The organism is Xylanimonas sp. McL0601 (assembly GCF_049852175.1).
Lineage (GTDB): Bacteria > Actinomycetota > Actinomycetes > Actinomycetales > Cellulomonadaceae > Xylanimonas.
The window spans coordinates 2,876,116-2,897,672 of the sequence record NZ_CP187527.1; the positions used below are offsets into that span (position 1 = coordinate 2,876,116).

16 protein-coding genes are annotated in these 21,557 nt (G+C 74.2%); 4 read left to right on the forward strand and 12 right to left on the reverse strand.

What is annotated here, in order from left to right; all coding sequences use genetic code 11:
• The first annotated feature begins 18 nt into the window (after positions 1 to 18).
• Positions 19 to 1,095 (forward strand): DUF4439 domain-containing protein, encoded by a 1,077-nt coding sequence (locus ACO4JP_RS13290; protein ID WP_425954437.1) that lies wholly within the window; start codon positions 19 to 21, stop codon positions 1,093 to 1,095.
• 30 nt (positions 1,096 to 1,125) lie between these two features.
• On the opposite strand, the gene ACO4JP_RS13295 is transcribed toward ACO4JP_RS13290, so the two are convergent.
• Positions 1,126 to 2,949: a proline--tRNA ligase gene (locus ACO4JP_RS13295; RefSeq protein WP_425954439.1), complete on the reverse strand. Its 1,824-nt coding sequence runs from the start codon at positions 2,947 to 2,949 to the stop codon at positions 1,126 to 1,128.
• Positions 2,950 to 3,016: 67 nt separating this feature from the next.
• Here ACO4JP_RS13295 and ACO4JP_RS13300 point away from each other — a divergent pair, with 67 nt between their 5' ends.
• A complete protein-coding gene (locus ACO4JP_RS13300) occupies positions 3,017 to 3,931 on the forward strand; it encodes a DNA-formamidopyrimidine glycosylase family protein (RefSeq protein ID WP_425954441.1) in 915 nt (304 codons plus the stop codon).
• Between the two features lie 3 nt (positions 3,932 to 3,934).
• On the opposite strand, the gene ACO4JP_RS13305 is transcribed toward ACO4JP_RS13300, so the two are convergent.
• From ACO4JP_RS13305 to dxr, 5 genes are all read right to left on the reverse strand, one after another.
• A complete protein-coding gene (locus ACO4JP_RS13305; RefSeq protein ID WP_425954443.1) occupies positions 3,935 to 5,839 on the reverse strand; it encodes a DUF4914 family protein in 1,905 nt (634 codons plus the stop codon).
• 68 nt (positions 5,840 to 5,907) lie between these two features.
• Positions 5,908 to 6,828, reverse strand: coding sequence for a GNAT family N-acetyltransferase (locus ACO4JP_RS13310; RefSeq protein WP_425954445.1), 921 nt, complete (start codon positions 6,826 to 6,828; stop codon positions 5,908 to 5,910).
• Between the two features lie 14 nt (positions 6,829 to 6,842).
• A complete protein-coding gene (gene ispG, locus ACO4JP_RS13315) occupies positions 6,843 to 7,991 on the reverse strand; it encodes a flavodoxin-dependent (E)-4-hydroxy-3-methylbut-2-enyl-diphosphate synthase (protein ID WP_425957113.1) in 1,149 nt (382 codons plus the stop codon).
• Between the two features lie 84 nt (positions 7,992 to 8,075).
• The gene (locus ACO4JP_RS13320; RefSeq protein ID WP_425954447.1) at positions 8,076 to 9,374 is read right to left on the reverse strand and encodes a M50 family metallopeptidase; all 1,299 of its coding nucleotides are present in this window, start codon (positions 9,372 to 9,374) and stop codon (positions 8,076 to 8,078) included.
• 81 nt (positions 9,375 to 9,455) lie between these two features.
• Positions 9,456 to 10,673, reverse strand: a complete 1,218-nt coding sequence (gene dxr, locus ACO4JP_RS13325) for a 1-deoxy-D-xylulose-5-phosphate reductoisomerase (protein ID WP_425954449.1) — start codon at positions 10,671 to 10,673, stop codon at positions 9,456 to 9,458.
• Positions 10,674 to 10,793: 120 nt separating this feature from the next.
• Here dxr and ACO4JP_RS13330 point away from each other — a divergent pair, with 120 nt between their 5' ends.
• Positions 10,794 to 11,618 (forward strand): hypothetical protein, encoded by an 825-nt coding sequence (locus ACO4JP_RS13330; protein ID WP_425954451.1) that lies wholly within the window; start codon positions 10,794 to 10,796, stop codon positions 11,616 to 11,618.
• Here ACO4JP_RS13330 and ACO4JP_RS13335 read toward each other — a convergent pair.
• A complete protein-coding gene (locus ACO4JP_RS13335) occupies positions 11,581 to 12,870 on the reverse strand; it encodes an MFS transporter (protein ID WP_425954453.1) in 1,290 nt (429 codons plus the stop codon). The genes ACO4JP_RS13330 and ACO4JP_RS13335 overlap by 38 nt on opposite strands.
• Before the next feature lie 3 nt (positions 12,871 to 12,873).
• On the opposite strand from ACO4JP_RS13335, the gene ACO4JP_RS13340 reads away from it, so the two are divergent.
• Positions 12,874 to 13,347, forward strand: a complete 474-nt coding sequence (locus tag ACO4JP_RS13340; RefSeq protein ID WP_425954455.1) for a MerR family transcriptional regulator — start codon at positions 12,874 to 12,876, stop codon at positions 13,345 to 13,347.
• Here the strand turns inward: ACO4JP_RS13340 and ACO4JP_RS13345 are convergent.
• From ACO4JP_RS13345 to ACO4JP_RS13365, 5 genes are all read right to left on the reverse strand, one after another.
• Positions 13,320 to 13,970 carry a class I SAM-dependent methyltransferase gene (locus ACO4JP_RS13345; protein WP_425954457.1) on the reverse strand — a complete coding sequence of 217 codons (651 nt, stop codon included), beginning with the start codon at positions 13,968 to 13,970 and terminating at the stop codon, positions 13,320 to 13,322. The genes ACO4JP_RS13340 and ACO4JP_RS13345 overlap by 28 nt on opposite strands.
• Positions 13,971 to 13,990: 20 nt before the next feature.
• Positions 13,991 to 14,323: a hypothetical protein gene (locus ACO4JP_RS13350; protein WP_425954459.1), complete on the reverse strand. Its 333-nt coding sequence runs from the start codon at positions 14,321 to 14,323 to the stop codon at positions 13,991 to 13,993.
• A gap of 119 nt (positions 14,324 to 14,442) precedes the next feature.
• Positions 14,443 to 16,986: a glycoside hydrolase family 3 C-terminal domain-containing protein gene (locus ACO4JP_RS13355; protein ID WP_425954461.1), complete on the reverse strand. Its 2,544-nt coding sequence runs from the start codon at positions 16,984 to 16,986 to the stop codon at positions 14,443 to 14,445.
• Positions 16,983 to 19,286: an alpha-xylosidase gene (gene yicI, locus ACO4JP_RS13360; RefSeq protein WP_425954463.1), complete on the reverse strand. Its 2,304-nt coding sequence runs from the start codon at positions 19,284 to 19,286 to the stop codon at positions 16,983 to 16,985. Before yicI ends, ACO4JP_RS13355 begins: the two co-directional genes overlap by 4 nt.
• 2 nt (positions 19,287 to 19,288) lie before the next feature.
• Entirely contained in the window at positions 19,289 to 21,442 is a 2,154-nt protein-coding gene (locus ACO4JP_RS13365) for a beta-galactosidase (RefSeq protein ID WP_425954465.1), read from the reverse strand.
• Positions 21,443 to 21,557 lie beyond the last annotated feature (115 nt).

The window sequence follows — 21,557 nt, forward strand, 5'->3', positions numbered from 1 at the left end:
GGTGGCAGGATCGGAGCGATGGAACTCCAGCCGCCCCGCACGACCCGCCGGGACCGCCGTTCGGCCCGCCTCGCAGCGGGCCTCGCCGCGGTGTTCCTCGCAGGCCTGCTGGGCGGCTGCGGCGTGCGGCTCGAGACGTCCCCGCCCGCCGAGCCCAAGCCGGACGCGACCGAGCAGGTGCGCCGCACCGCCGTCGCCGACGCGCTCGGCGTCGCCGAGCTGGCCGAGTCGGCCCGGGCCACCGCGGGGCTGCCGGACCCCGTCTCCACCGAGCTCTCCCGGGTCGCGACGGACGCGCACGCGCAGGCGGACGCGCTCGGCGGCCTGTACCACTCGGGCCTCGCCGCCGACCCGGGCATCGAGCCGTCACCCACGGCGACGACGACCCCGCCGCCGGCCACGCCTGCCGACGTCGTCGGCGCCCTGGTCGACGCCGCGGGTCGCAGCCGCACGGCCGCGACCACCACCACCGGCGGCGACCTGGCCCGGCTCGTGGCCTCGATCGGCGCCTCGCAGACCGTCTCGGCCGTCCGCCTCGCGGACCTGGCCGGCGTGCCGGGGCCGGACCCCGTCAGCCCCGTGGTGCCCGAGCCCGTCACGGCCACCGCGTCGCCGAGCCCGTCGCCCGGCGAGCCGGGCGGCGTCGCGACGACACCGCCGGGCGCGCAGGACGCGGTTCCGCCCGAGGGCCTCTCGGCGTCCGACTACCGCGCTCTCGTGCTCGCCGAGGACGGCGCGCGCTTCGCGCTCGAGGTGCGGGCCGCGCGCACCAGCGGCGAGGCTCGCGCCCGCCTGCTCGCGCTCTCGCGGGAGCACGGCGAGCGGGCGCAGGCGTGGGCCGTGCTCGGGGGCGTCGCGGGCACCGACCAGGACCCGCGCCGCGTCGCGTACGCGGTCCCGCGGGACGACGACGACGCCGCCCTGGTGCGCGCCCTGGCGCACGGCCTCGCCACCGACTACGCGAGCCTGGTGGGCACGACGGCGGCGAGCACGCGCGGTGCCCTGGTGGACCTGCTGGTCGAGTCGGCCGTCACGCTCAACACCTGGGGTGCCGCCCCGACCCCGTTCCCGGGCATGCCGGAGCTGGCGGGCTAGGCACCAACGCCACTGCGGGATGACACGGCGTCAGGCGAGAAGCGACTCCACCGCCGCGGTCACCTCGGCCACTGCGTCCGCCACCGGCAGCTGGCGGGCCTCGCCCGCGCGCGGGCGGAGCTCGACCACGCCGTCCGCCAGGCCGCGGCCCACGACGACGAGCAGCGGGACGCCGAGGAGCTCCGCGTCGGCGAACTTCACGCCCGGGGAGACCTTGGGCCGGTCGTCGTAGACGACCTCGACCCCGTTCGCGACGAGGCCCCGCGCGAGGGCCTCGGCCGCCTCGAACACCTCGGTGCCCTTGCCGGTCGCGACGACGTGCACGTGCGCGGGGGCGACGTGCGCCGGCCAGGCCAGGCCGCGCTCGTCGTGGTGCGCCTCCGCGAGCGCCGCCAGCGCGCGGGTCACGCCGACGCCATAGGAGCCCATGGTGACGACGACCTGCTTGCCGTTCTCGTCGAGCACCGTCAGGCCGAGCGCCTGGGCGTACTTGCGGCCGAGCTGGAAGATGTGGCCCATCTCGATGCCGCGGGCCAGCTCGAGGGGGCCCGAGCCGTCGGGGGCCGGGTCGCCCGCCCGCACCTCGGCCGCCTCGATGGTGCCGTCCGCGGTGAAGTCGCGCCCGGCGACCAGGTCGAACACGTGGCGGCCGGCCTCGTTGGCGCCGGTGATCCAGCGGGTGCCGGGCACCACGCGCGGGTCGAGGAGGTACCGGATCTCCGACGACGTCCCGCCGTCCTCGGCGGTGACCTGCGCGCCCTGCGGGCCGAGCGCGGCCGGGCCGATGTAGCCCTTGACCAGCCCCGGGTGCTTCGCGAAGTCGGCGTCGCCGGCCGGCTCGGCCTCGGCCGGCTCGAGCGCCGCCTCGAGGCGCTTCATGTCCACCTCGCGGTCGCCGGGCACGCCGACGACGAGCAGGCCACGCGTCCCGTCGGGCTGCGTGACCGCGAGCACGACGTTCTTGAGCGTGTCGGCGGCGGTCCACTCGCGGTCGGGGCGGGGGTGCTTCGCGTTGGCGAGCGCCACCAGCGTCTCGATGGTCGGGGTGTCGGGGGTGTCCTCGACGTGCGCGGCGGGGGCGTCGTCGTACGGGATCGCCTCCGGGACGGGCGTCACGACGGCCTCGACGTTGGCCGCGTACCCGCCGGCGGAGCGCACGAAGGTGTCCTCGCCGATCGGCGACGGCGAGAGGAACTCCTCGGAGCGCGAGCCGCCCATGGCCCCCGACATCGCCGAGACGATGACGTAGTCGAGGCCCAGGCGCTGGAAGATGCGTTCGTAGGCGCCGCGGTGGCGCTGGTAGGCGGCGTCGAGGCCGGCGTCCGTGGTGTCGAACGAGTACGAGTCCTTCATGACGAACTCGCGGCCGCGGATCAGGCCGGCGCGCGGACGGGCCTCGTCGCGGTACTTGGTCTGGATCTGGAAGAGCGTCAGCGGCAGGTCCTTGTACGAGGAGTACAGGTCCTTGACCAGGAGCGTGAACATCTCCTCGTGCGTGGGCGCCAGGAGGTAGTCGGCCTCCTTGCGGTCCTTGAGGCGGAACAGGCCGGCGCCGTACTCCTCCCAGCGGCCCGTCGCCTCGTAGGGCTCGCGCGGCAGCAGCGCCGGGAAGTGCACCTCCTGGCCGCCGATGGCGTGCATCTCCTCGCGCACGACCTGCTCGATCTTGGCCAGCACCCGCAGGCCCAGCGGGAGCCACGTGTAGATGCCGGGGGCGGTGCGGCGGATGTAGCCGGCGCGGACCAGCAGCCTGTGGCTCGCGACCTCGGCGTCGACCGGATCCTCGCGCAGCGTGCGGACGAACAGCGTGGACAGGCGCAGGAGGTCACCGCGGCCGAGCGACGAAGCAGACATGGGGCACAGGATATCGGCGGCCGGCGGACCCCCGACGCCTGTCGGCACTCCGCGGTTGAATGGCCTCATGCCGGAGCTGCCGGAGGTCGAAGGGCTGGTCACGTTTCTCGACGGGCGCACCCGGGGGCGCACGATCACGGGCGCCGACGTCGGCAACATCGCCGCGCTCAAGACGTACGCCCCTCCCCTGACGGCGCTCGCCGGGGCGACCGTGCGCGGGTGGTCGAGGCACGGCAAGTGGCTCGACCTGGCGAGCTTCACGCCCGACGCGGACCCGGACTCGGACGACGCGGCGGACCCGCACCTGCTCGTGCACCTGTCCCGCGGCGGGTGGCTGCGGTGGTACGACGCCGTGCCGGCGACGACGGTGCGGCCGCGGCTCGGCGGCTCGGCGCGGGGAGCGGTGATCGCGCTCCGGGTGCGGTTCGACGACGGGTCCGGGTTCGACCTGACCGAGGCGGGCACGCAGAAGCGGCTGGCGGTCCACGTCGTGCGCTCGCCGGGCGACGTCGAGCAGGTCGCGACGCTCGGCCCCGAGCCGCTCGACCCGGCGTTCACGCCCGACGTCCTGCGTGAGCTGATGGCCCGCAAGAACCAGCAGGTCAAAGGCCTGCTGCGCGACCAGTCGGCGGTCGCGGGCATCGGCAACGCCTACTCGGACGAGATCCTGCACGTCGCGCGCATGTCGCCGTACAAGCTCACGAAGAGCTTTACCGCCGACGACGTCGCTGCCCTGCACGCCGCGATCGTCGGCACGCTCACGGACGCCGTGGCGGCGGCAGCGGGCAAGCCGGCCAAGGAGCTCAAGGACGCCAAGCGCGCGGGCATGCGCGTGCACGGGCGCACCGGGCTCGCCTGCCCCGTGTGCGGCGACACGGTCCGCGAGGTGTCGTTCGCGGACCGGTCGCTGCAGTACTGCGCCACGTGCCAGACCGGCGGGCAGCCGCTGGCGGACCGGCGGCTGTCCCGCCTGCTGAAGTAGCGGTCACTCCACGTCGAGCGGCGTGAGGGCCAGGTAGTCCGCGAGCGTGCCGTCGTTCAGGCAGACCTCGATGATCTGGCGGCCCAGCGGGTCGAGCTCGGGCGTGAGGAACTGCTGCAGCTCGGACTTGAAGAAGGCCGTGATGATGCCCGCTCCGGCGTCGTAGGCCGCGGTGCCGACCTTCGACTGCAGCTCGGGGCGCAGGAGCGACGGCCGCACCTGCTGGCCGTCGATCTTCATGTCCCGCAGCGCGAAGCCGAAGAGCGGGCAGCGCGACGGGACGAGCGACTCGGGCCGCACGTGGCCCTGGCCGCGGCGGGCCAGGTACTCGCGGGCCAGCCACTCGGCCGCGAACCCCACCTTGTAGGCGCCGACGTGCTGGTTCGGCGTGAGCACGTACCGCGTCTTCGGCGCCGCGAGGATCTGCTCGAGCAGCAGGTTCGCCGCGCCGACCTTGGTGTTGGTCGAGAACGGCCAGAACGAGCCCACGCCCTCGGCGACCATGCCGCCGTGGGCGATGACGTCGGCCTCGGCCGCGGTCGCCGCGATCGACGGGTTCTTGTCGCCGCGCGGGGTGACCAGGCGCCACAGCCAGGCCAGGGCCGGCGGGATGACGTGCATGAGGCCCATGACACCGTACGTCGGCTGCGCTGCGGTGCACGCCGGCATGCGGACGCCGAACGTGCGGACGTCGACCTCCTGCGGCTCGTCGACGATGCCCTTGATCTGGTTCCGCGGGATGATCACGCGCGGGTTGGAGCAGGGCTTGCCGTCCGCGTCGAGCACGTGCTCCCAGGGCAGGGCCGTGGCGCCCGCGTGGCCCTCGATGTTGAGGAAGATCAGCGGCTCGTCCGGGTGGATGATCGCCTTCTCGAGGTGCGGGTCCTCGCCGTAGCGCGTGAGGTTGTCGACGCGCACGAACCAGCCGTCTTCGGCGTCGGCGACGGCCATCTTGCCGCTCGACGGGCGCTGCAACGCCGGGTGGCACAGCGTCATGTCGTCGGTGACGGGCTCGAGGCGCGAGGTCTCCGACAGCGTGATCGCGTAGGGCTCGCCGGTGACGACGTTGGTGCCCACCAGCACGCGGCCGTCCTCCTCGCGGCGCAGGTCCTGGCACATCTCGGACTTGCCGCCGCCTGAGGCGCCCTCGTGCATGATGACGGTCTCGTTCTCGTACGGCGTCGTCACGCGCACGGACGAGGCGTGGGCCGTGAGCCAGCCCTCGTGCGTGCCGATGTCGAGCAGGGCCGAGAACACGCCCTTCTTGGCGCTGGGCCCCGGGTACAGGTTGTACGCGAAGATCTCGTGCAGCGTCTCGGTGCGGTCGTGGACGACGACCTGCCTGCCCCCGAAGTGGGTGTGCCGGAAGGGCGGGGCGAGGTAGACGACCGAGCGCGGGGCGAACGGGCCCAGTTCGTCGAAGGTGACGAACCCCTGCAGGTCCACCAGAGCCGTCGCGAAGAACGCGGTGTTCTTCGGCACGACGGCGAGCGACGGGCTGCCGTAGCGGGGGCCGCCGGCCTTGAACGGGACGACGACGAGATCCTGCCGCGACAGCCACTCGAGCGTCTCGGCCTTGACCGGGGCGAACGGGCCGTGGTCGGCGGCGAACCGCGGCTTGTCGGACGGCAGCTCGTCGCCGATCCGCATGCAGTCGGGGTCGCGCCGGCGGATGTAGTCGTCGGGGTAGTTGACCGCGATGCCGTTGCGGCACCGCACGACGTCGGCCTCCTTGACCGGACCCCTCCCGGGCACGTCGAACACGACGTCGAACGTGTCGGCCCCGTCGGTGCCGAGCGAGAGCTCGTAGAGCTCGGCGCGGCTGGCCGGGATCGTGATGCTGCGCGCGGCCTCGAGGCAGCCCGCCAGGTCAGAGGGGAGCGTCAGCTTCCGGAGCACGTCGTCCATGCGTCCATGGCACCCCGGCGGCACCGGCTGAATGCCCTCCGGGCGCGATCCGACCGGTGCCGGGACGCTCAGAAGAGGACGGTCGCGAACGTCCCGACCTGGTCGAAGCCCACTCGCCGGTACGCCCGCATCGCGCGCACGTTGTACCCGTTGACGTACAGCGAGACCACCGGGGCCAGGCGCCGGCGGGCGTCGGCGACGACGGCGGCCATGCCGCCCTCCGACAGCCGTCGGCCGCGCAGGGCCGGGTCCACCCACACACCCTGGACCTGCGCGACGCCCTGCGCGACGGCACCGAGCTCGGCCTTGAACTCGACGGCCGGACCCGGCGGGCGGGCGTAGGGGTCGCCGAACCGTGCGGCGAACCGGACGTAGGACCTGCTGTCGGCGACGAGCGAGCGGACGCGCTCGCGGTACGCCACCCCTCCCCCGGCGACCGGGGAGTAGCCGACCTCCTCGGTGAACATCGCGACGCACGCGGGCATCAGCGTGGGTAGCTCCTCGAGCCGCGACAGCCGCACGCGCGGGTCGGGCTCGACGTCGGGGTCCCGGGCGATCGCCAGCGACGGCTGGTGCGCACGCACCTCGCGCGCGGGCGGCCAGAACCGCTCCAGCCCGGCCCAGAGGGCGAGCGCCGCGCCCGACTCCCCGACGATCGACGACGAGCGTCTCCCCTGGCCCCGCGCGATGCGCACGAACGCCCCGATGGCGTCGACGCCGTCGGCGCCGAGCGCGGCCGGCACGACCGGGACGAGGTTGGCTCCCGACCAGCAGACCGCGCGCAGCCGCCCAGCGGCGGGCCACCCCCAGACCTGGCCGCCCGCCGCGGGCAGTCCCGCGCGCACGGCGATCTCGATGCGCGACGACGCCAGCACCGCGGCGACCGGGTCGAGCGCGCACACCGCGAGCGCCTCGGGCAGGTCGGCCGGGGCGAGGACGCGAGCGATGTCGCGTCCCGCCCCGGCGGTGACCTGATCCCGGACGCCCACGGTCGCGCCGGGTCTCAGCCGACCGTCACGGTCGGGCTGGCGCCCTCGGAGTCCGGGGCCGGCATCGACTCGGCGATGCGCATCGCCTCTTCGATGAGGGTCTCGACGATCTCCGACTCGGGCACGGTCTTGATGACCTCGCCCTTGACGAAGATCTGACCCTTGCCGTTGCCGGACGCGACGCCGAGGTCGGCCTCGCGGGCCTCGCCCGGGCCGTTGACGACGCAGCCCATGACCGCGACGCGCAGCGGGACCTCGAGGCCCTCGAGCCCTGCGGTGACCCGCTCGGCGAGGGTGTAGACGTCCACCTGCGCGCGCCCGCACGAGGGGCACGAGACGATCTCGAGCTTGCGGGGGCGCAGGTTGAGGGCCTGGAGGATCTGGTTGCCGACCTTGACCTCCTCGACCGGCGGCGCGGACAGGGACACGCGGATGGTGTCGCCGATGCCCTTGCTCAGCAGTGCGCCGAACGCGGTCGCGGACTTGATCGTGCCCTGGAAGGCGGGCCCCGCTTCCGTGACGCCGAGGTGCAGCGGCCAGTCGCCGCGCTCGGCGAGCATCTCGTAGGCGCGCACCATGACGACGGGGTCGTTGTGCTTGACCGAGATCTTGAAGTCGTGGAAGCCGTGCTCCTCGAAGAGCGACGCCTCCCAGACGGCCGACTCGACGAGGGCCTCGGGCGTGGCCTTGCCGTACTTCGCCAGGAGGCGCGGGTCGAGGGAGCCGGCGTTGACGCCGATGCGCAACGAGACGCCGGCGTCCTTCGCGGCCTGCGCGATCTCCTTGACCTGGTCGTCGAACTTGCGGATGTTGCCCGGGTTCACGCGGACGGCGGCACAGCCGGCGTCGATCGCGGCGAACACGTACTTGGGCTGGAAGTGGATGTCGGCGATGACCGGGATCTGCGACTTCTTCGCGATCACCGGCAGCGCCGCGGCGTCGTCGGCGGTCGGGACGGCCACGCGCACGATGTCGCAGCCTGCGGCGGTCAGCTCGGCGATCTGCTGCAGCGTCGCGTTGATGTCGGTGGTCGGCGTCGTCGTCATGGACTGGACGCTGATGGGGGCGTCGCCACCCACCTCGACCTTGCCCACCTTGATCTTCCGGGACGTTCGGCGGGGGGCCAGCGTCGGGGCGGCCCCCGGGGTCGCGGCGCTGGGCATACCGAGATTGACAGTGCTCACCAGCCCAGTATCCCCCGGCGCGGGCCACTCGCCCGCGCCGGCCAGGGCCTGGTCACGGGCTCGTCAGAAGATCTTCACGGGGTCGACGACGTCGGCCACGATGAGCAGCAGGCCCGAGCCCATCAGCACCACGAACATGACGTACGCGACGGGCATCATGCGTGCGACGTCGGCCGGGCCGGGCAGGACCCGGAGCCCGCGCACCCGGGCGACGGTGCGCTTGGCGCCCTCGTAGAGCGCGTTGACGACGTGCCCGCCGTCGAGCGGCAGCAGCGGGATCAGGTTGAACACGAAGAGCGCCATGTTGAGCGAGGCGAGCAGGCTGAGCATGATCGCGACGCGGTCCATCACGGTGGCGTCCAGCCCGGCCACGCCCACGGCGGCCCGGCCCACGCCGACCACGGACATGACGCCGTCGGCCGAGCGCGGGGCGTCCGTGAAGGTCTGCTCGACCGCCTGGTAGACCTTTGCCGGGAACGTGACGACGGCGCCGGCCGTGCCCGTGAACATGCGCCCGACCTCGGCGGGCACCTGGCTCATCGGCATCGCCTGGCGGGCCATGGTCGGCGCCACGCCCAGGAACGCGCCGCTGACGGTCTGGACCTCGCCGCGGGCGTCCTTGACGACGGTGCCGTCCGCCTCGACGACCGCGCGGCGCACGTCGACCGGTGTGATGGTGAGCGTCAGCTGCTTCCCGTCGCGCTCGACGACGACCGGGACGGCCTGGCCGGCGGTGCCGTCGATGGCGTCGAGGAGGTCGGTCCAGGTGTGGGTGCGGTTGCCGTCGTACGAGACGATGCGGTCGCCCGCGCGCAGCCCTGCCGCGGCGGCGGGTGCCGGCGCGGCGGAGGCGTCGCACGGCGCGCCGGTCGCGGTGGGGACGCACTCGCTCACGGCCGCGACCGTCGTCGTCTGCTGGGTGACGCCGATGGCCATGAAGGCCGCGGTGAGCACGACGGCGAGCACCAGGTTCATCACCGGGCCGCCCAGCATGACCACGAGCTTCTTGGGCGTGGACAGGTGGTAGAACGCGCGCTGCTCCTCGCCGGGGCGGATCTCGTCGACGCTCTGGTCGCGGGCGTCCGCGATGACCTGGGCGAAGAAGCCGCTGCCGCGGCGCGTGCCGGCGGGCGCAGGCGGCATCATGCCGACCATCCGGACGTACCCGCCGAGCGGGATCGCCTTGACGCCGTACTCGGTCTCGCCCTTGGTCCGCGACCAGAGCGTGGGGCCGAACCCCACCATGTACTGGCTGACGCGCACGCCGAACGCCTTGGCGGGAACCATGTGTCCCACCTCGTGCAGGGCGATGGAGACGGCGATGCCCAGGACGACGACGAGGATGCCCACCACGATGCTCACCCGCCCCAGCGTAGGCGCCGCGACTGGGGTTCTCCTGGCCGTCGTGTGAGGATCTTCGGCGGCCCGGCGCGCCCTGGCCGGTCAGCGCCGGTCGAGCAGCTCGTCCGCGCGGGCCCGGGCCCAGGACTCGGCGGCCTCGACGTCGGTGAGCGTGACCGCGTCGGGGGCGACGCCGTCGTGCTCGCCGAGCACGCGCTCGACGGTGTCGACGATGTCCAGGAATCCGATGCGGCCGGCCAGGAACGCCGCGACGCCCTGCTCGTTCGCCGCGTTGTAGACGGCGGGGTGCGTGGCCGAGGCCACCGCGGCGGCGCGCGCCAGACCGACGGCGGGGAAGGTCGCCTCGTCGAGCGGCTCGAACGTCCACGCGGTGGCCTGCGTCCAGTCGCACGGGGTGGCGACCGGGTCGAGGCGGTCGGGCCAGGACAGGCCGAGCGCGATGGGCAGCCGCATGTCGGGTGGCGAGGCCTGCGCGATCGTGGACCCGTCGACGAACTCGACCATGGAGTGGACCACCGACTGCGGGTGCACGACGACGGTGATGTCGGCGACCGGCACGTCGAACAGCAGGTGCGCCTCGATGAGCTCGAGGCCCTTGTTCATGAGGGACGCCGAGTTGATCGTCACGACCGGGCCCATGCTCCACGTGGGGTGCGCCAGCGCCTGGTCGGGCGTGACCTTCTTCATGGCGTCCCGGGAGCGGCCGCGGAACGGGCCTCCGCTCGCGGTGAGGATGAGCCGCCTGACCTCGGCGTGCGTGCCCGACCGCAGCGACTGCGCGATGGCGCTGTGCTCGGAGTCGACGGGCACGATCTGGTCCGGGCGCCGGACGGCAGCCTTGACGAGCGACCCGCCCACGACCAGCGACTCCTTGTTCGCCAGCGCGAGCATCGAGCCGGCCGCGAGCGCGGCGAGCGTGGGCCGCAGCCCGACGCTCCCGGTGATGCCGTTGAGGACGACGTCGGAGCCGCGCCCCGCGAGCTCGGCGGCGGCATCCGGGCCGGCGAGCACCTCGGCGCCGGTCGCGCCGGCGTCCGCGAGGGCGTCACGCAGGTCGGCCGCCCGGGCGGGGTTCGCGACGGCGACGGCGGCGACACCGAGCTCGGCCGCCTGCGCGGCGAGCAGCGCGACGTCGCCTCCGCCGGCGCTGAGCGCCTCGACCCGGAAGCGGTCGGGGTGGCGGCGCACGACGTCGATCGCCTGGGTGCCGATCGAGCCGGTGGAGCCGAGGATCGTGACGGTTCGGGGCGCGCCGCCGGGGGTCGCGGCGGGCAGGTCGGCGGGCTGCGGGGCGGGCATAGGCCCATCCTCGCAGGTGTCCGAACGGCCGCAGATTTCACCCGCGTCGATGCTTGACCCGGGCCCGCGCCGATAACTCCCCAGGTCGCAGGCCCGTGTGCCGCAAATTACATTCGCGTCATGCTGACTGCGGACAAGAGGCCCCAGCGGGGGTCCCGGCGCCGGCGGGGACTGATGGTCCTCGGGTGCGCCGCCACGTTGCTGACGGCGGGGACGGTGGCGTTCGCCGCTCCCGCCGCGGCGGACGGGGCCGACGGTGGCAGCCACTGGGTCTTCGCGACGCGCGAGGGGCTGGTCGGCCGCACGACGGCGAACGGGCACGTCATCACTCCGCGCGACCACTTCGTCGCGCTGCCCTCGCGCCGCGCCCTGGCGGCGAACGGCTCCGGCAGGTACACGGTGCGGGTGTGCGCGCCGTCGACGGGCAGGTGCGAGTACGCGCCCGTGTGGGACGTGGGGCCGTGGAACACGCGGGACGACTACTGGAGCACCACCCGGCACTACGCGCAGGACCTCCCGCACGGCAGGCCCGCGGCGACGGCCGCGTACTACGACCACTACAAGGGCGGCAAGGACGAGCGGGGACGCACCGTGCTCAACCCGTCGGGCATCGACCTGGCGGACGGCACGTTTGCCGCGGGGCTGCGCCTGAGCAGGAACGCGGCGGTGCACGTCACCTACCTGTGGCAGGGCAGCGCCCGCACGGGCGTCGTCGCGTCCCCGGTCAAGCCCCTCAACGTCCGTTCGGGACCGGGCACCGGCTACCGCGCGGTGGGGCTCGCGGTGAACAGCGCGCGTGTCCCCCTGCTGTGTCACGCGCGCGGGACCACCATCTCGGGCACGCGCGGGACGACCAACCTCTGGTACCGGATCGGGCCGCACAACTGGGTCTCGGACGCGTATCTCATCACCGGGACGGGCCGGCCGGTCGCGCCCCACTGCTGAGCTCGGCGGGCGGGGTCGAGAGGTCCTGACGTGCATCGGCACTGCTGAGCGCGTCGGGCGGGGCCGCCTGCGCCTGGCGCCGGCTGGTCCCGCGCACGACGGCGCCGGTCGCCGTCGTCGCCACGAGCACGACGACGGCGGCCGGCAGCGGCAGCGCGCCGACGCCGTGGCCGGAGACGAGGGCGGCGGCGAGGGCGGCGCCGACGGCGATGCCACCGTTGAAGACCACCGGGATGAGGGCTCCCGCCGTCGTGCGGTGCGCGGGGCCGCCCAGCCGCAGGATCGCCGTCTGCGCGAGTGGTGGCAGCGCACCGGACGCGGCGCCCCACAGCAGCACGACGCCGAGCCCCAGCACGGGCTGGGTGGCGGCCGCGGGCAGCGCGAGGAGGCCGACGGCGGTGAGCCCGGAGCTCACCACGAGCGCCCCCCCGGTACGGGCGCCGAACCGGCCCGCCGCGACGAGGCCCGCGGCCGACGCCAGGCCGAAGAGGAGCAGCACCGTGCTGCTCCCGCCGGGCAGCGCGCCGGCCGGCGCGTCGACCAGGCGCGTGACGAACGTGTAGGCCCCGTAGTGGCCGACCAGCAGCACGCCGACGGTCACCGTGAGGGCGGCCATCGGCCACCGGCTCGGGGTCGCCAGCGTGCCGCCCGGCCCGTCCCCGAGGGTGCGCCCGCTCCGCCCGGGGGCTGGGGCGTCCGCCACCACGAGCCGCACGAGTGCCGCCGACGCGAGGGCCAGCACTGCGAGCGCCGCGAAGGCGGCCCGCCAGCCGATGCCCCGCGCCACGAGGTTGGCGAGCGGCGTGCCGAGCACCATCCCGAGCGTCGCGCCGCCCAGGACGACGGAGACCGCGCGGCCCAGCAGCACGTCCGGGACGAGGTCGGCGAGGTGTGCGTTGACCGTGGCCCAGAGCACCCCGACGGCGGCCGCACCGGCGACCCGCGCGGCGAGCGCGACCGGGTATCCGGGGGCCACGGCGGTGAGCGCGCCGGACGCCGCGAGCGCGAGCAGCGCGGCCACGACGAGGCGCCGTCGCCCGACGCGGCGGGTCGCGCGCACGAGGGGGAAGCTCGCCACCACCACCGTGCCGGCCCAGACCGAGACCAGAGCCCCGGTGCGCGCCTCGGAGACGCCCAGCCCGGCGCTGAGCTGGGGCAGCACCGCGGTCGGCAGCATCTCCGCGGTCACCATCACGAACGTGGCGGCCGCGAGCACCAGCAGGGAGGGCCACGGCAGTCTTGGTGTCGTCATGCGATGACCGTAAAGTTTGACGTTGACGTCAAGGTCAAGGGGTCGACGGGAGGCGGCATGAAGATCGGCGAGCTGGCCGCCCGCGCGGGCGTGAGCCCACGCGCGGTGCGCTACTACGAGCAGGAGGGCCTGGTCGGTGCGGCGCGCGCGAGCAACGGCTACCGCACCTACGGTGACGACGACGTCGAGCTGGTGCGGCGCGTGGCCGGGCTGGTGCAGGCGGGCCTGCCGACCCGCCTCGTGCGCGTGCTCCTCGACATGGAGGAGGCCGCCGAGCGCGACGAGCCGAGCTGCCCGCGCACGGTCGCCGAGATGCTGGCGAGCGAGCTGGTGGGCATCGAGGCGCGGCTCGCCTGCCTCCACCGGAGCCGGGACACCATCCGCGACTTCCTGGTGCGCACCGAGCACGCGGCGCTGCTCGCCGAGGCCGCCCACGCGGCCGACGGCGGTCAGGCGGCCGACCACTCCAGCGTGTAGCGGAACCAGAGCCGCCGGCGGACGCGCGCGCCGGGCAGCACCGTCTGCGCCGCCCGCACCACCTGGGTGAAGCTCTCGTCGGGGTCCCGCACCGGCATCCCGTCCTCGACCCAGCGCGGCGCGCCAGCGACCCGCTTGGCGAGCCCCATGACGCGATTCAGGACGATCGAGGCGAGGTCCACCGCGAAGTCCGCGGGTGTCGTCGGGCGCGCCAGCCCGACGACGACCAGCCTGCCGCCCGGCGCGAGGAGCTCGCGCGCGTGCCGGAGCGAGGGCTCCAGCCCGTTCTGGTGTGCGAGATGGTGGAGCGAGGCGACCATCGTGAGCGCGGCCGCCCCGCCGTCGGGCACGAGACCGTCGCCGCGCGCGAGGTCGAAGAACGAGGTGCGCGCAACCGTGACGTCGTCGTCCGCGGCGAAGCGCTCCGTCGCCGAGCGCGCCATGGCCGGGTCGGGGTCGATGCCGACGACGGGCGCGAACCCGCGCGACCGCAGCGCGGCGACGAGCCCGCCGTTGCCGCAGCCGACGTCGAGAACGCCGACGGCTGGGCCGCGCGCCGCCCGGAGGCGACGCACGACCCAGCCGTGGAAGTGGTCGTTGTGGCTCCACCCGAGCGCTGTCACGCCGGGCAGGCTAGCGCTGCTCAGGCGGCAGCACGAGCCTCCTTGACCCACTTGGTGACCGTCGCGCCGGTCGAGCCGAGGCTCGCGGCGATCTGCTTGGCGTCCACGCCGGCCTCGAGGGCCTCGAGCGCGGCGTGGACCGTGGCGGCGCGCAGCGCCACGGCGAGCTCGTTCATCGCCGCGAGACGGCGCAGGTGATCCTCGTGGCTGGCGGCCGGACCGGTCGACCAGTCCTGGTGCAGCTCGGCGAGGGCCTCGGTGAGACCCAGGCCCGGGGTGTCCTGACGGTCGACCCACGCTGCGACGGCGGGCGTCAGCTTCGGGGTGGCGGTAGCGGTGGCGGAAGCAGGCATCGATCCTCCTGGTGAAGTGGACGTCGCCGCCGAACCTAACCGCACTTCTCGCCAGGACAGCCCTCCGGGCCCGAGATGTTCACCTGGTGTTCGCCGGTCGCCGTCTCGGGGTGCCGCCGTCATGCCGGCACGCCGACGGTCAGCGCCCCCACCGCCGGCAGGTCCGCCGCCGACGGCCCCGCCGCGATCCCGTACTCCGCCGCCTGGACGCGCAGGGCGCCCTCGTGGAGCCAGCCCGTCGGCGCGCCCGGGACGCGCGCGGCCGGGTCCCACACCGCCAGGCGCGCGACGTCGAACCCGACCACGACCTCGCGCGACTCCCCCGGCTCGAGCCGCACGCGGCGGAAGCCGAGCAGGAGGCGGCGCGGCGTGCCCAGCGGCAGGTCCTGCGGGCTGAGCGCGTAGACCTGCACGAGCTCGTCGGCGGGCCGGGCCCCCGTGTTCGTCACAGTGACCGACGCCGTCACCGCCCCGCCCGGCTCGCCGCCGGCACCGAGCGGCGCGTGCCGTAGCGTCGGTGCCGGCGCCGCCACGCTGGCGGTCGACAGCGCGAGCGCGCCGTAGGTGACGGTGGAGTACGTCAGGCCGTGCCCGAACGCGAACGCCGGCTCCCGGTCGGTGTGCCGGTAGGTGGCCTTCTGGGCGTGCGTGTCGTAGTCGAGCAGGTCGCCCGGCTGCGTCTCGTCCACGGGCCACTGCTGGGTGAGCCGTCCGTACGGCTCGACGTCACCCGCCAGGACGTCGGCGAGGCCGTGCCCGAGCTCCTGCCCGCCGTGGCTCGACCAGACGATCGCCCGGGCCCGGTGTGCGGCTGGCGGCAGCACGTACGGGAACGACGAGACGACGGCCAGCACCGTGCTCGCGTTGGCCTCCTGAGCGGCCCGGAGCAGCTCGGCGCCGCTCTCGGGCAGGCGCAGGTGCGGTCGGTCCTGCGTCTCGCGCCCCGACAGGTGGGGGTCGTTGCCGAGCGCGATGACGACGACGTCCGCCGCCGCTGCCGCCGCGGCGACGGCCGCGTGGCCCGAGGTCACGGTCCGCACGACGAACCGCTCGGCCTCCTCGACGCTCAGCCCGTCCGCCCCCACGAGGTTCGTGCCGCGCGTGACGCGCAGCCACTTGTTGCTCCCGAGGTGCTGGAACGACGACGTGCCGTCCGGGTGCAGGTGCCGCCGGAACGACTCCTGGACCACCCAGCCACCGACGCGCGCGGCGTCGGCCTTCGCGGGCCAGGCCGCGCCGGTGAGCAGCCCGCCCGAGGCGTGCGAGCGCAGCGTGACCACGCCGTCGCCCCAGTCGGTGAGGTCGAAGAGCCCGTCCGCCGCGAGGACGGAGGCGTCGGCCGCGACGGCCGACCCGTCCTCGACCACGACGACGTATCCGTCGGTGCTGGTCGCGCGCAGGCCCACGACGTCGCCCCCGCCGACGACCTCGACCTGAGCGTCGGGGAAGCGCTCGCGCAGGCCGTCGGCGAGCGTCACGGAGTAGGGCGGCGTGCCCGAGTACCAGTCGGTGAGCACGGCGTCGGCGAGCGGCCCGACGACGGCGATGCGCCGCGGCGGCGCCAGCGGCAGCACGCCGTCGTTGGCGAGCACGACGACGGACTTGGCCGCGGCCTCCCGCGCGAGCACGCGGTGCTCGGGCAGGTCGATCGCGTCGGCACCGATCCCGGCGTAGGGGTCGGCGGCGTCGAGCTCTCCCGTGCGCACGCGCAGGTGCAGCAGGCGCAGCACCGCACGGTCGACGTCGGCCTGCGTGACGAGGCCGCGCTCGAGCGCCTGCGTGAGGCGCTCGACGGTGTGCTGGGACTCGGCGTCCCCGTCGGTGAACGAGTCCAGGCCGGCGCGCAGCGCGGCGGCGTGCGAGGTCACGTGGTCGGGGAACGCGCGCTGGACCGTGACGAGCGCCGTCGGCGCCCACGCGTCGGAGACGAGGGCGATCTCGTCGGGCGCCCACGAGCGCAGCTCGTCGAACAGCTCGCCGCTCGTGTGCGCGGGCTCGCCGTTGACGCGGTTGTACGACGGCATGACGGCGCCGACGACCTCCCGCGCCACCGGCTCGCAGAAGGCCGGGAGCTCCTCCTCGTGCAGCGTGCGCTGCGAGAGGTTCGAGCTCGTCGACGAACGGTCGACCTCGTTGTTGTAGCCCAGGAAGTGCTTGAGGGTCGGGACCGTCTTCCACACCGTCGGGTGGCTGCCGCGCAGGCCGCGCGCGTACGCCGTCGCGAGGTGGGCCGTGAGGTGCGGGTCCTCGGCGAGCCCCTCCTCGTTGCGCCCCCATGCCGGGTGGCGGAGCGTGTTGACGACGGGCGCCCACACGTTGAGGCTCACGCCCGGGTTTTCCGCGTGCTTGGCCCGCTGCTCGGTGCCCACCATCTCGCCCAGGCGCTCGAGGAGCTCCGGGTCCCAGGTGGCCCCGAGGCCCACCGCCTGCGGCAGCACCGTCGCCTTGCCGAGCCACGCGACGCCGTGCAGTGCCTCGGCGCCCGTGTGGAAGGCCGCGAGGCCCAGGCGCTCGACGGCCGGGGCGTGCTGGTGGAGCATCGCGACGCGCTCCTGCGGCGTCAGCCGGGCGAGCAGATCCTTGGCGCGGTCGATCGCGGGCAGGCCCGGGTCGCGGAACGGCTCGGTGCTCATCGGGTCGGTGCTCATCGGGTCGGTGCTCATCGGGTCGCCTCCTCGGCCAGGACGATCGTGATCTCGTTCGCGAAGGTGGCACGGCCGGCCTGGTCGCCGACCCGCAGACCCCACTCGCCGGGCGCGTCGCCGCTGCTCGCGACGACGCGGTCGCCCTCGCGGCGGACGCAGAACGTCGCCGGGGCGCCCGTCCCGCCCGGGACGGTCAGGGTCTGGTCGAACCCGTCCGGCAGCTCGAAGCAGTGCAGCGTGACGCCGTCGGCCCACGCGTACTCGGGCGCGTCGTCGCGCGCGCCGACCGGCAGCACGGTGCCCGGTCGCACGTACAGCGGCACGGTCGTGTAGCCGTGCTTCTGGTGCACCCAGCGCGGGCCGGTGACGGTCGACCCGTCGAGCAGCGACGTCCAGGTGCCCTCGGGGACGTAGACGTCGACGTCGCCGGTCGCGCTGAACACCGGGGCCACGACCAGCGCGTCGCCCAGCATGAACTGCGTGTCGACAGGGTGCGCGCCGCGGTCGCCGGGGAACTCGAGCACCATCGGGCGCATCATCGGCACGCCCTCGGTGTGCGCCTCCTCGGCCAGGCGGCCCAGGTACGGCATGAGCGAGAGCTTGAGCCGCGTGAAGCGCCGGGCCACGTCGACGGCTTCGTCGTCGAACGCCCACGGCACCCGGTAGGAGGTGTTGCCGTGGAGGCGCGAGTGCGACGACAGCAGGCCGAACGGCAGCCAGCGCTTGAACACGCCGGCGTCCGGGGTGCCCTCGAACCCGCCGATGTCGTGCGACCAGTAGCCGAACCCGCTCAGCGCGAGCGACAGCCCGCCGCGCAGCGTCTCCGCCATCGACGCGTACGTCGAGTCGTTGTCGCCGCCCCAGTGGACGGGCAGCTGCTGCCCGCCAGCGGTCGCGGACCGCGCGAACACCACGGCGTCGCCCTCGCCGCGCCGTCGCTCGAGCAGCCGGAAGACGGCCTCGTTGTAGAGCTGCGTGTAGTAGTTGTGCATGCGCTGCGGGTCGGACCCGTCGTGCCAGACGACGTCGTCGACCGGGATGCGCTCGCCGAAGTCCGTCTTGAACGTGTCGACGCCCTGGTCGACGAGCTTCTCGAGCTTGCCGACGTACCAGGCCGAGGCCTCGGGGTTGGTGAAGTCGACGAGCCCCATGCCGGCCTGCCACTGGTCCCACTGCCACACGCCACCGTCGGTGGTCCGGAGCAGGTACCCGCGCTCGGCCGCTTCCGCGAACAGCGGCGAGCGCTGGCCGATGTACGGGTTGATCCAGACGCACACCTTGAGCCCGCGCTCGTGCAGGCGGGCGATCATGCCCTCGGGGTCGGGGAAGACGCGCGGGTCCCACTCGAAGTCGCACCACTGGTACTCGCGCATCCAGAAGCAGTCGAAGTGGAACACCGACAGCGGGATCTCGCGCTCGCGCATGCCGTCGATGAACGAGGTGACCGTCGCCTCGTCGTACGACGTCGTGAACGACGTCGACAGCCACAGGCCGAACGACCACGCGGGCACGCGGGCCGGCCGCCCGGTGAGCGCCGTGTAGCGGCGCAGCACGTCCTTGGGCGTGGGGCCGGCGATCACGTAGTACTCGAGCGACTGCCCGGGCACCGAGAACTGCGCCCGCGTGTTGACCTCGGAGCCGACCTCGAACGAGACCTTCTCGGTGTGGGCGACGAAGACGCCGTAGCCCTTCGACGAGAGGTAGAACGGCACGTTCTTGTACGCCTGCTCCGACGAGGTGCCGCCGTCCTCGTTCCAGACGTCGACCTCCTGCCCGTTCTTGACGAACGCGCCGAACCGCTCGCCGAGTCCGTAGACGCTCTCGCCCGGCTCGAGCGTGAGCTGCTCGTGCACCCAGGTTCCGGCCGGCAGCGGGCCTGAGCCGTCCGAGGTCATGTAGCCGACCGACTTGGGCAGGCTGGAGGTCAGCGGGCGGCCGTCCTGCTCGAACTCGATGCGCCACGGGCCGTTGCGCTTCACGCGCACGGTCAGGCCGTCGGCGTCGAGCAGGCCCTCTTCGTCGTCGAGCTTGAGGATCGGGGTGTACCCGGCCTCGGCGGCGACCGGGAAGTGCGGGCCGCGCACGGCTGCGCCGGCATGGTGCGTGACGCGCACCTTGACCACCCCGGGGGCGTGCGCGGAGAGGTCCACGGTCAGCATCGGGCGGTTGAGCGTGTCGCCGCGGTGGCTGATGCGCCCGGTCGGCGCGAAGACCGTCATGGTCCCCGCGGCCTCGTCGACGCGGACGTCGTCGACCTCCACCGCGTACAGCGGCGCGACGCCGCGGCGCGCCTTCCAGTAGCCGTCAGTGAACTTCATCGTCACCAGTTCCTTGGTTCGTCAGGGCTGTTCGTCATGGTGGGGTCGACCGGGATCAGCACGGCGACGTCGTGGACGGGGAGCGGGACGACGTCGACGACGTCGGCGCCCGTGAGCAGGTCGGTCCAGCGCCCCGGGACGACGACGTCGCGGTGCTCGCCGGAGCGGTTGAGGAGGAAGACGGCGTCGCCGCGGCGGACGGCCTCGACCCCGGTGGCCCCGTCCGCCTCGGTGACGGCAAAGACGTGCGAGCCGGGGTGGACCGCGGGCACGGCGCCCGGGACGGCCGGGCCGACGCCCGCACGCACGATCGCGTCGTCGAGCACCGCGCCGAGCAGTCCCTCGTCGAGCACCGCGCCCACGTACCAGGTGCCGCCGCGGGGGCCGGTGCGCCGCCGGGTCACGGCCGGCTCGCCGGCGAGGTGTCCCTCGGCGAACCGGAGCAGGACGTCCGTGTCGTCGTCGGCGCGCAGCAGCTCGGCGTGCACCTCGGCCCGGCCCGCGAGCGCCGGCGCCCAGGGCTGGGTGCCCACGACCTCGACCCCGCCGTCGGGCAGCGCGACCCACTCCTCGCCGCTCGCGCCGAGCAGGTCCGTGACCGGCACCGGGAACCGCCCCGGCAGCACGTGCGCGTTGCGGTCGGCCACGCCCGTCATGGGCCCGACGACGACGCCGGCGCCGCCCTCGACCGCTGCCCGCAGCGACTTCGCGGCGTCGTCGTCGAGCAGGTAGGTCTGCGGGACGACGACGAGGTCGTACCCGTCGAGCGGGGCGCCCGGCCGCACGACGTCGACGACGATCCCGCGGTCCCACAGGGGGCGGTAGAAGGCGCGCACCTGGTCGAGCGTGCGCAGGCGCTCGGTGATCCGGCCCGGCTCCTCGGCGGCCCACCACGACTCCCAGTCGAAGAGCAGCGCGGTGCGCGCGGGGACGCGCGTCCCGGTCACGGGCCGCAGCTTCGCCAGGTCCTGGCCGAGGCGGCGGACCCCGCGGTGCACGGCGGTGTCCGGGCCGGCGTGGGGCAGCATCGCGGAGTGGAACCGCTCGGCTCCCGCCGTGGAGGCCCGCCACTGGAAGAAGCAGATGCCGTCGGCCCCGCGGGCCACGGCCTGGAGCGAGTCGAGACGCATCCGCTCCGGCGACTTCGGCAGGTTGTGCTCGCGCCACGACGTCGCGCCCACGGCCTGCTCGAGGAGCAGCCACGGCGCTCCCCCGCCCAGCCCGCGCATGAGGTCCTGGACCAGCGCCGCGTCCGCGGGCGAGCGCGGGTCGGCCTGGTCGGGGTACTGGTCGTCGGCGACGACGTCGACGTCGTCGGCCCAGGACCAGGAGTCGACGTGCGGGAAGAAGCCCATGAAGTTGGTGGTGACCGGCTGCGTCGCGCCGGCGGCGCGGATCGCGGCGTGCTGCTCGCGGTAGCAGGCGAGAAGCTGGTCGCTGGTGAATCGCCGGAAGTCGAGGGACTGCGTCGGGTTGACCAGGTACGGCATGCGCCGGGGCGGCAGGACGTCGTCGAACGTGCGGTAGCGCTGCGACCAGAAGGCCGTGCCCCACGCCTCGTTGAGGGCGTCGACGGTGCCGTAGCGCTCCCGGAGCCAACCGCGGAACGCGTGCGCTGCCTCGTCGCCGAAGTCGATCTGGCCGTACTCGTTGCCCACGTGCCAGAGGCGGACGGCCGGGTGGCGGGCGTAGCGGGCGGCGAGGTCGCGCGTGATGGCCAGGGCGTGCGCGCGGTACGTGGCCGACGACGGGCTGAACTGGTTGCGGGACCCGGGCACCAGGCGGACGCCGTCCGCGTCGACCGGGAGGGTGTCGGGGTGCTCGACGCCGAGCCACGGCGGCGGCGACGCGACGGGCGTGGCCAGGTCGGCGGCGATGCCGTGCTCGTGGAGCAGGTCGAGCACCTCGTCCATCCACGCGAAGTCGCGCGCGCCCGGCTCGGGCTCGTACCGCGCCCACGAGAAGACGCCGACGGTCACGAGGTTGACCCCCGCCTCCCGCATGAGGCGCACGTCCTCCCGCCAGACGGACGGCTCCCACTGCTCGGGGTTCCAGTCGCCGCCGTAGAGGACGCCGAGCTCGTCGGTCAGCTCGCGCAGCGGCGCGCGGCCCTGGACGGCACGTTCCGTGCGGGGGGGAAAAGGTGTGTGCGACACTCGGCGATCTCCATCGATGACTTTTGTCGAAGCGCTTCGCTAGCCTAAGCACGAGGACGGCGATTGTCTACGCCGCCTGATCGGAACGATCCGAGCCGAACCCGACGCAAAGACG

What these genes read in the sequence shown, in the direction of transcription:
- ACO4JP_RS13290 (WP_425954437.1), top strand. Translation starts at nt 19, where the DNA reads ATGGAACTCCAGCCGCCCCGCACGACCCGCCGGGACCGCCGTTCGGCC.
- ACO4JP_RS13295 (WP_425954439.1), bottom strand. Translation starts at nt 2,949, where the DNA reads ATGTCTGCTTCGTCGCTCGGCCGCGGTGACCTCCTGCGCCTGTCCACG.
- ACO4JP_RS13300 (WP_425954441.1), top strand. Translation starts at nt 3,017, where the DNA reads ATGCCGGAGCTGCCGGAGGTCGAAGGGCTGGTCACGTTTCTCGACGGG.
- ACO4JP_RS13305 (WP_425954443.1), bottom strand. Translation starts at nt 5,839, where the DNA reads ATGGACGACGTGCTCCGGAAGCTGACGCTCCCCTCTGACCTGGCGGGC.
- ispG (WP_425957113.1), bottom strand. Translation starts at nt 7,991, where the DNA reads ATGCCCAGCGCCGCGACCCCGGGGGCCGCCCCGACGCTGGCCCCCCGC.
- dxr (WP_425954449.1), bottom strand. Translation starts at nt 10,673, where the DNA reads ATGCCCGCCCCGCAGCCCGCCGACCTGCCCGCCGCGACCCCCGGCGGC.
- ACO4JP_RS13330 (WP_425954451.1), top strand. Translation starts at nt 10,794, where the DNA reads ATGCTGACTGCGGACAAGAGGCCCCAGCGGGGGTCCCGGCGCCGGCGG.
- ACO4JP_RS13335 (WP_425954453.1), bottom strand. Translation starts at nt 12,870, where the DNA reads ATGACGACACCAAGACTGCCGTGGCCCTCCCTGCTGGTGCTCGCGGCC.
- ACO4JP_RS13340 (WP_425954455.1), top strand. Translation starts at nt 12,874, where the DNA reads ATGACCGTAAAGTTTGACGTTGACGTCAAGGTCAAGGGGTCGACGGGA.
- ACO4JP_RS13350 (WP_425954459.1), bottom strand. Translation starts at nt 14,323, where the DNA reads ATGCCTGCTTCCGCCACCGCTACCGCCACCCCGAAGCTGACGCCCGCC.
- ACO4JP_RS13355 (WP_425954461.1), bottom strand. Translation starts at nt 16,986, where the DNA reads ATGAGCACCGACCCGATGAGCACCGACCCGATGAGCACCGAGCCGTTC.
- yicI (WP_425954463.1), bottom strand. Translation starts at nt 19,286, where the DNA reads ATGAAGTTCACTGACGGCTACTGGAAGGCGCGCCGCGGCGTCGCGCCG.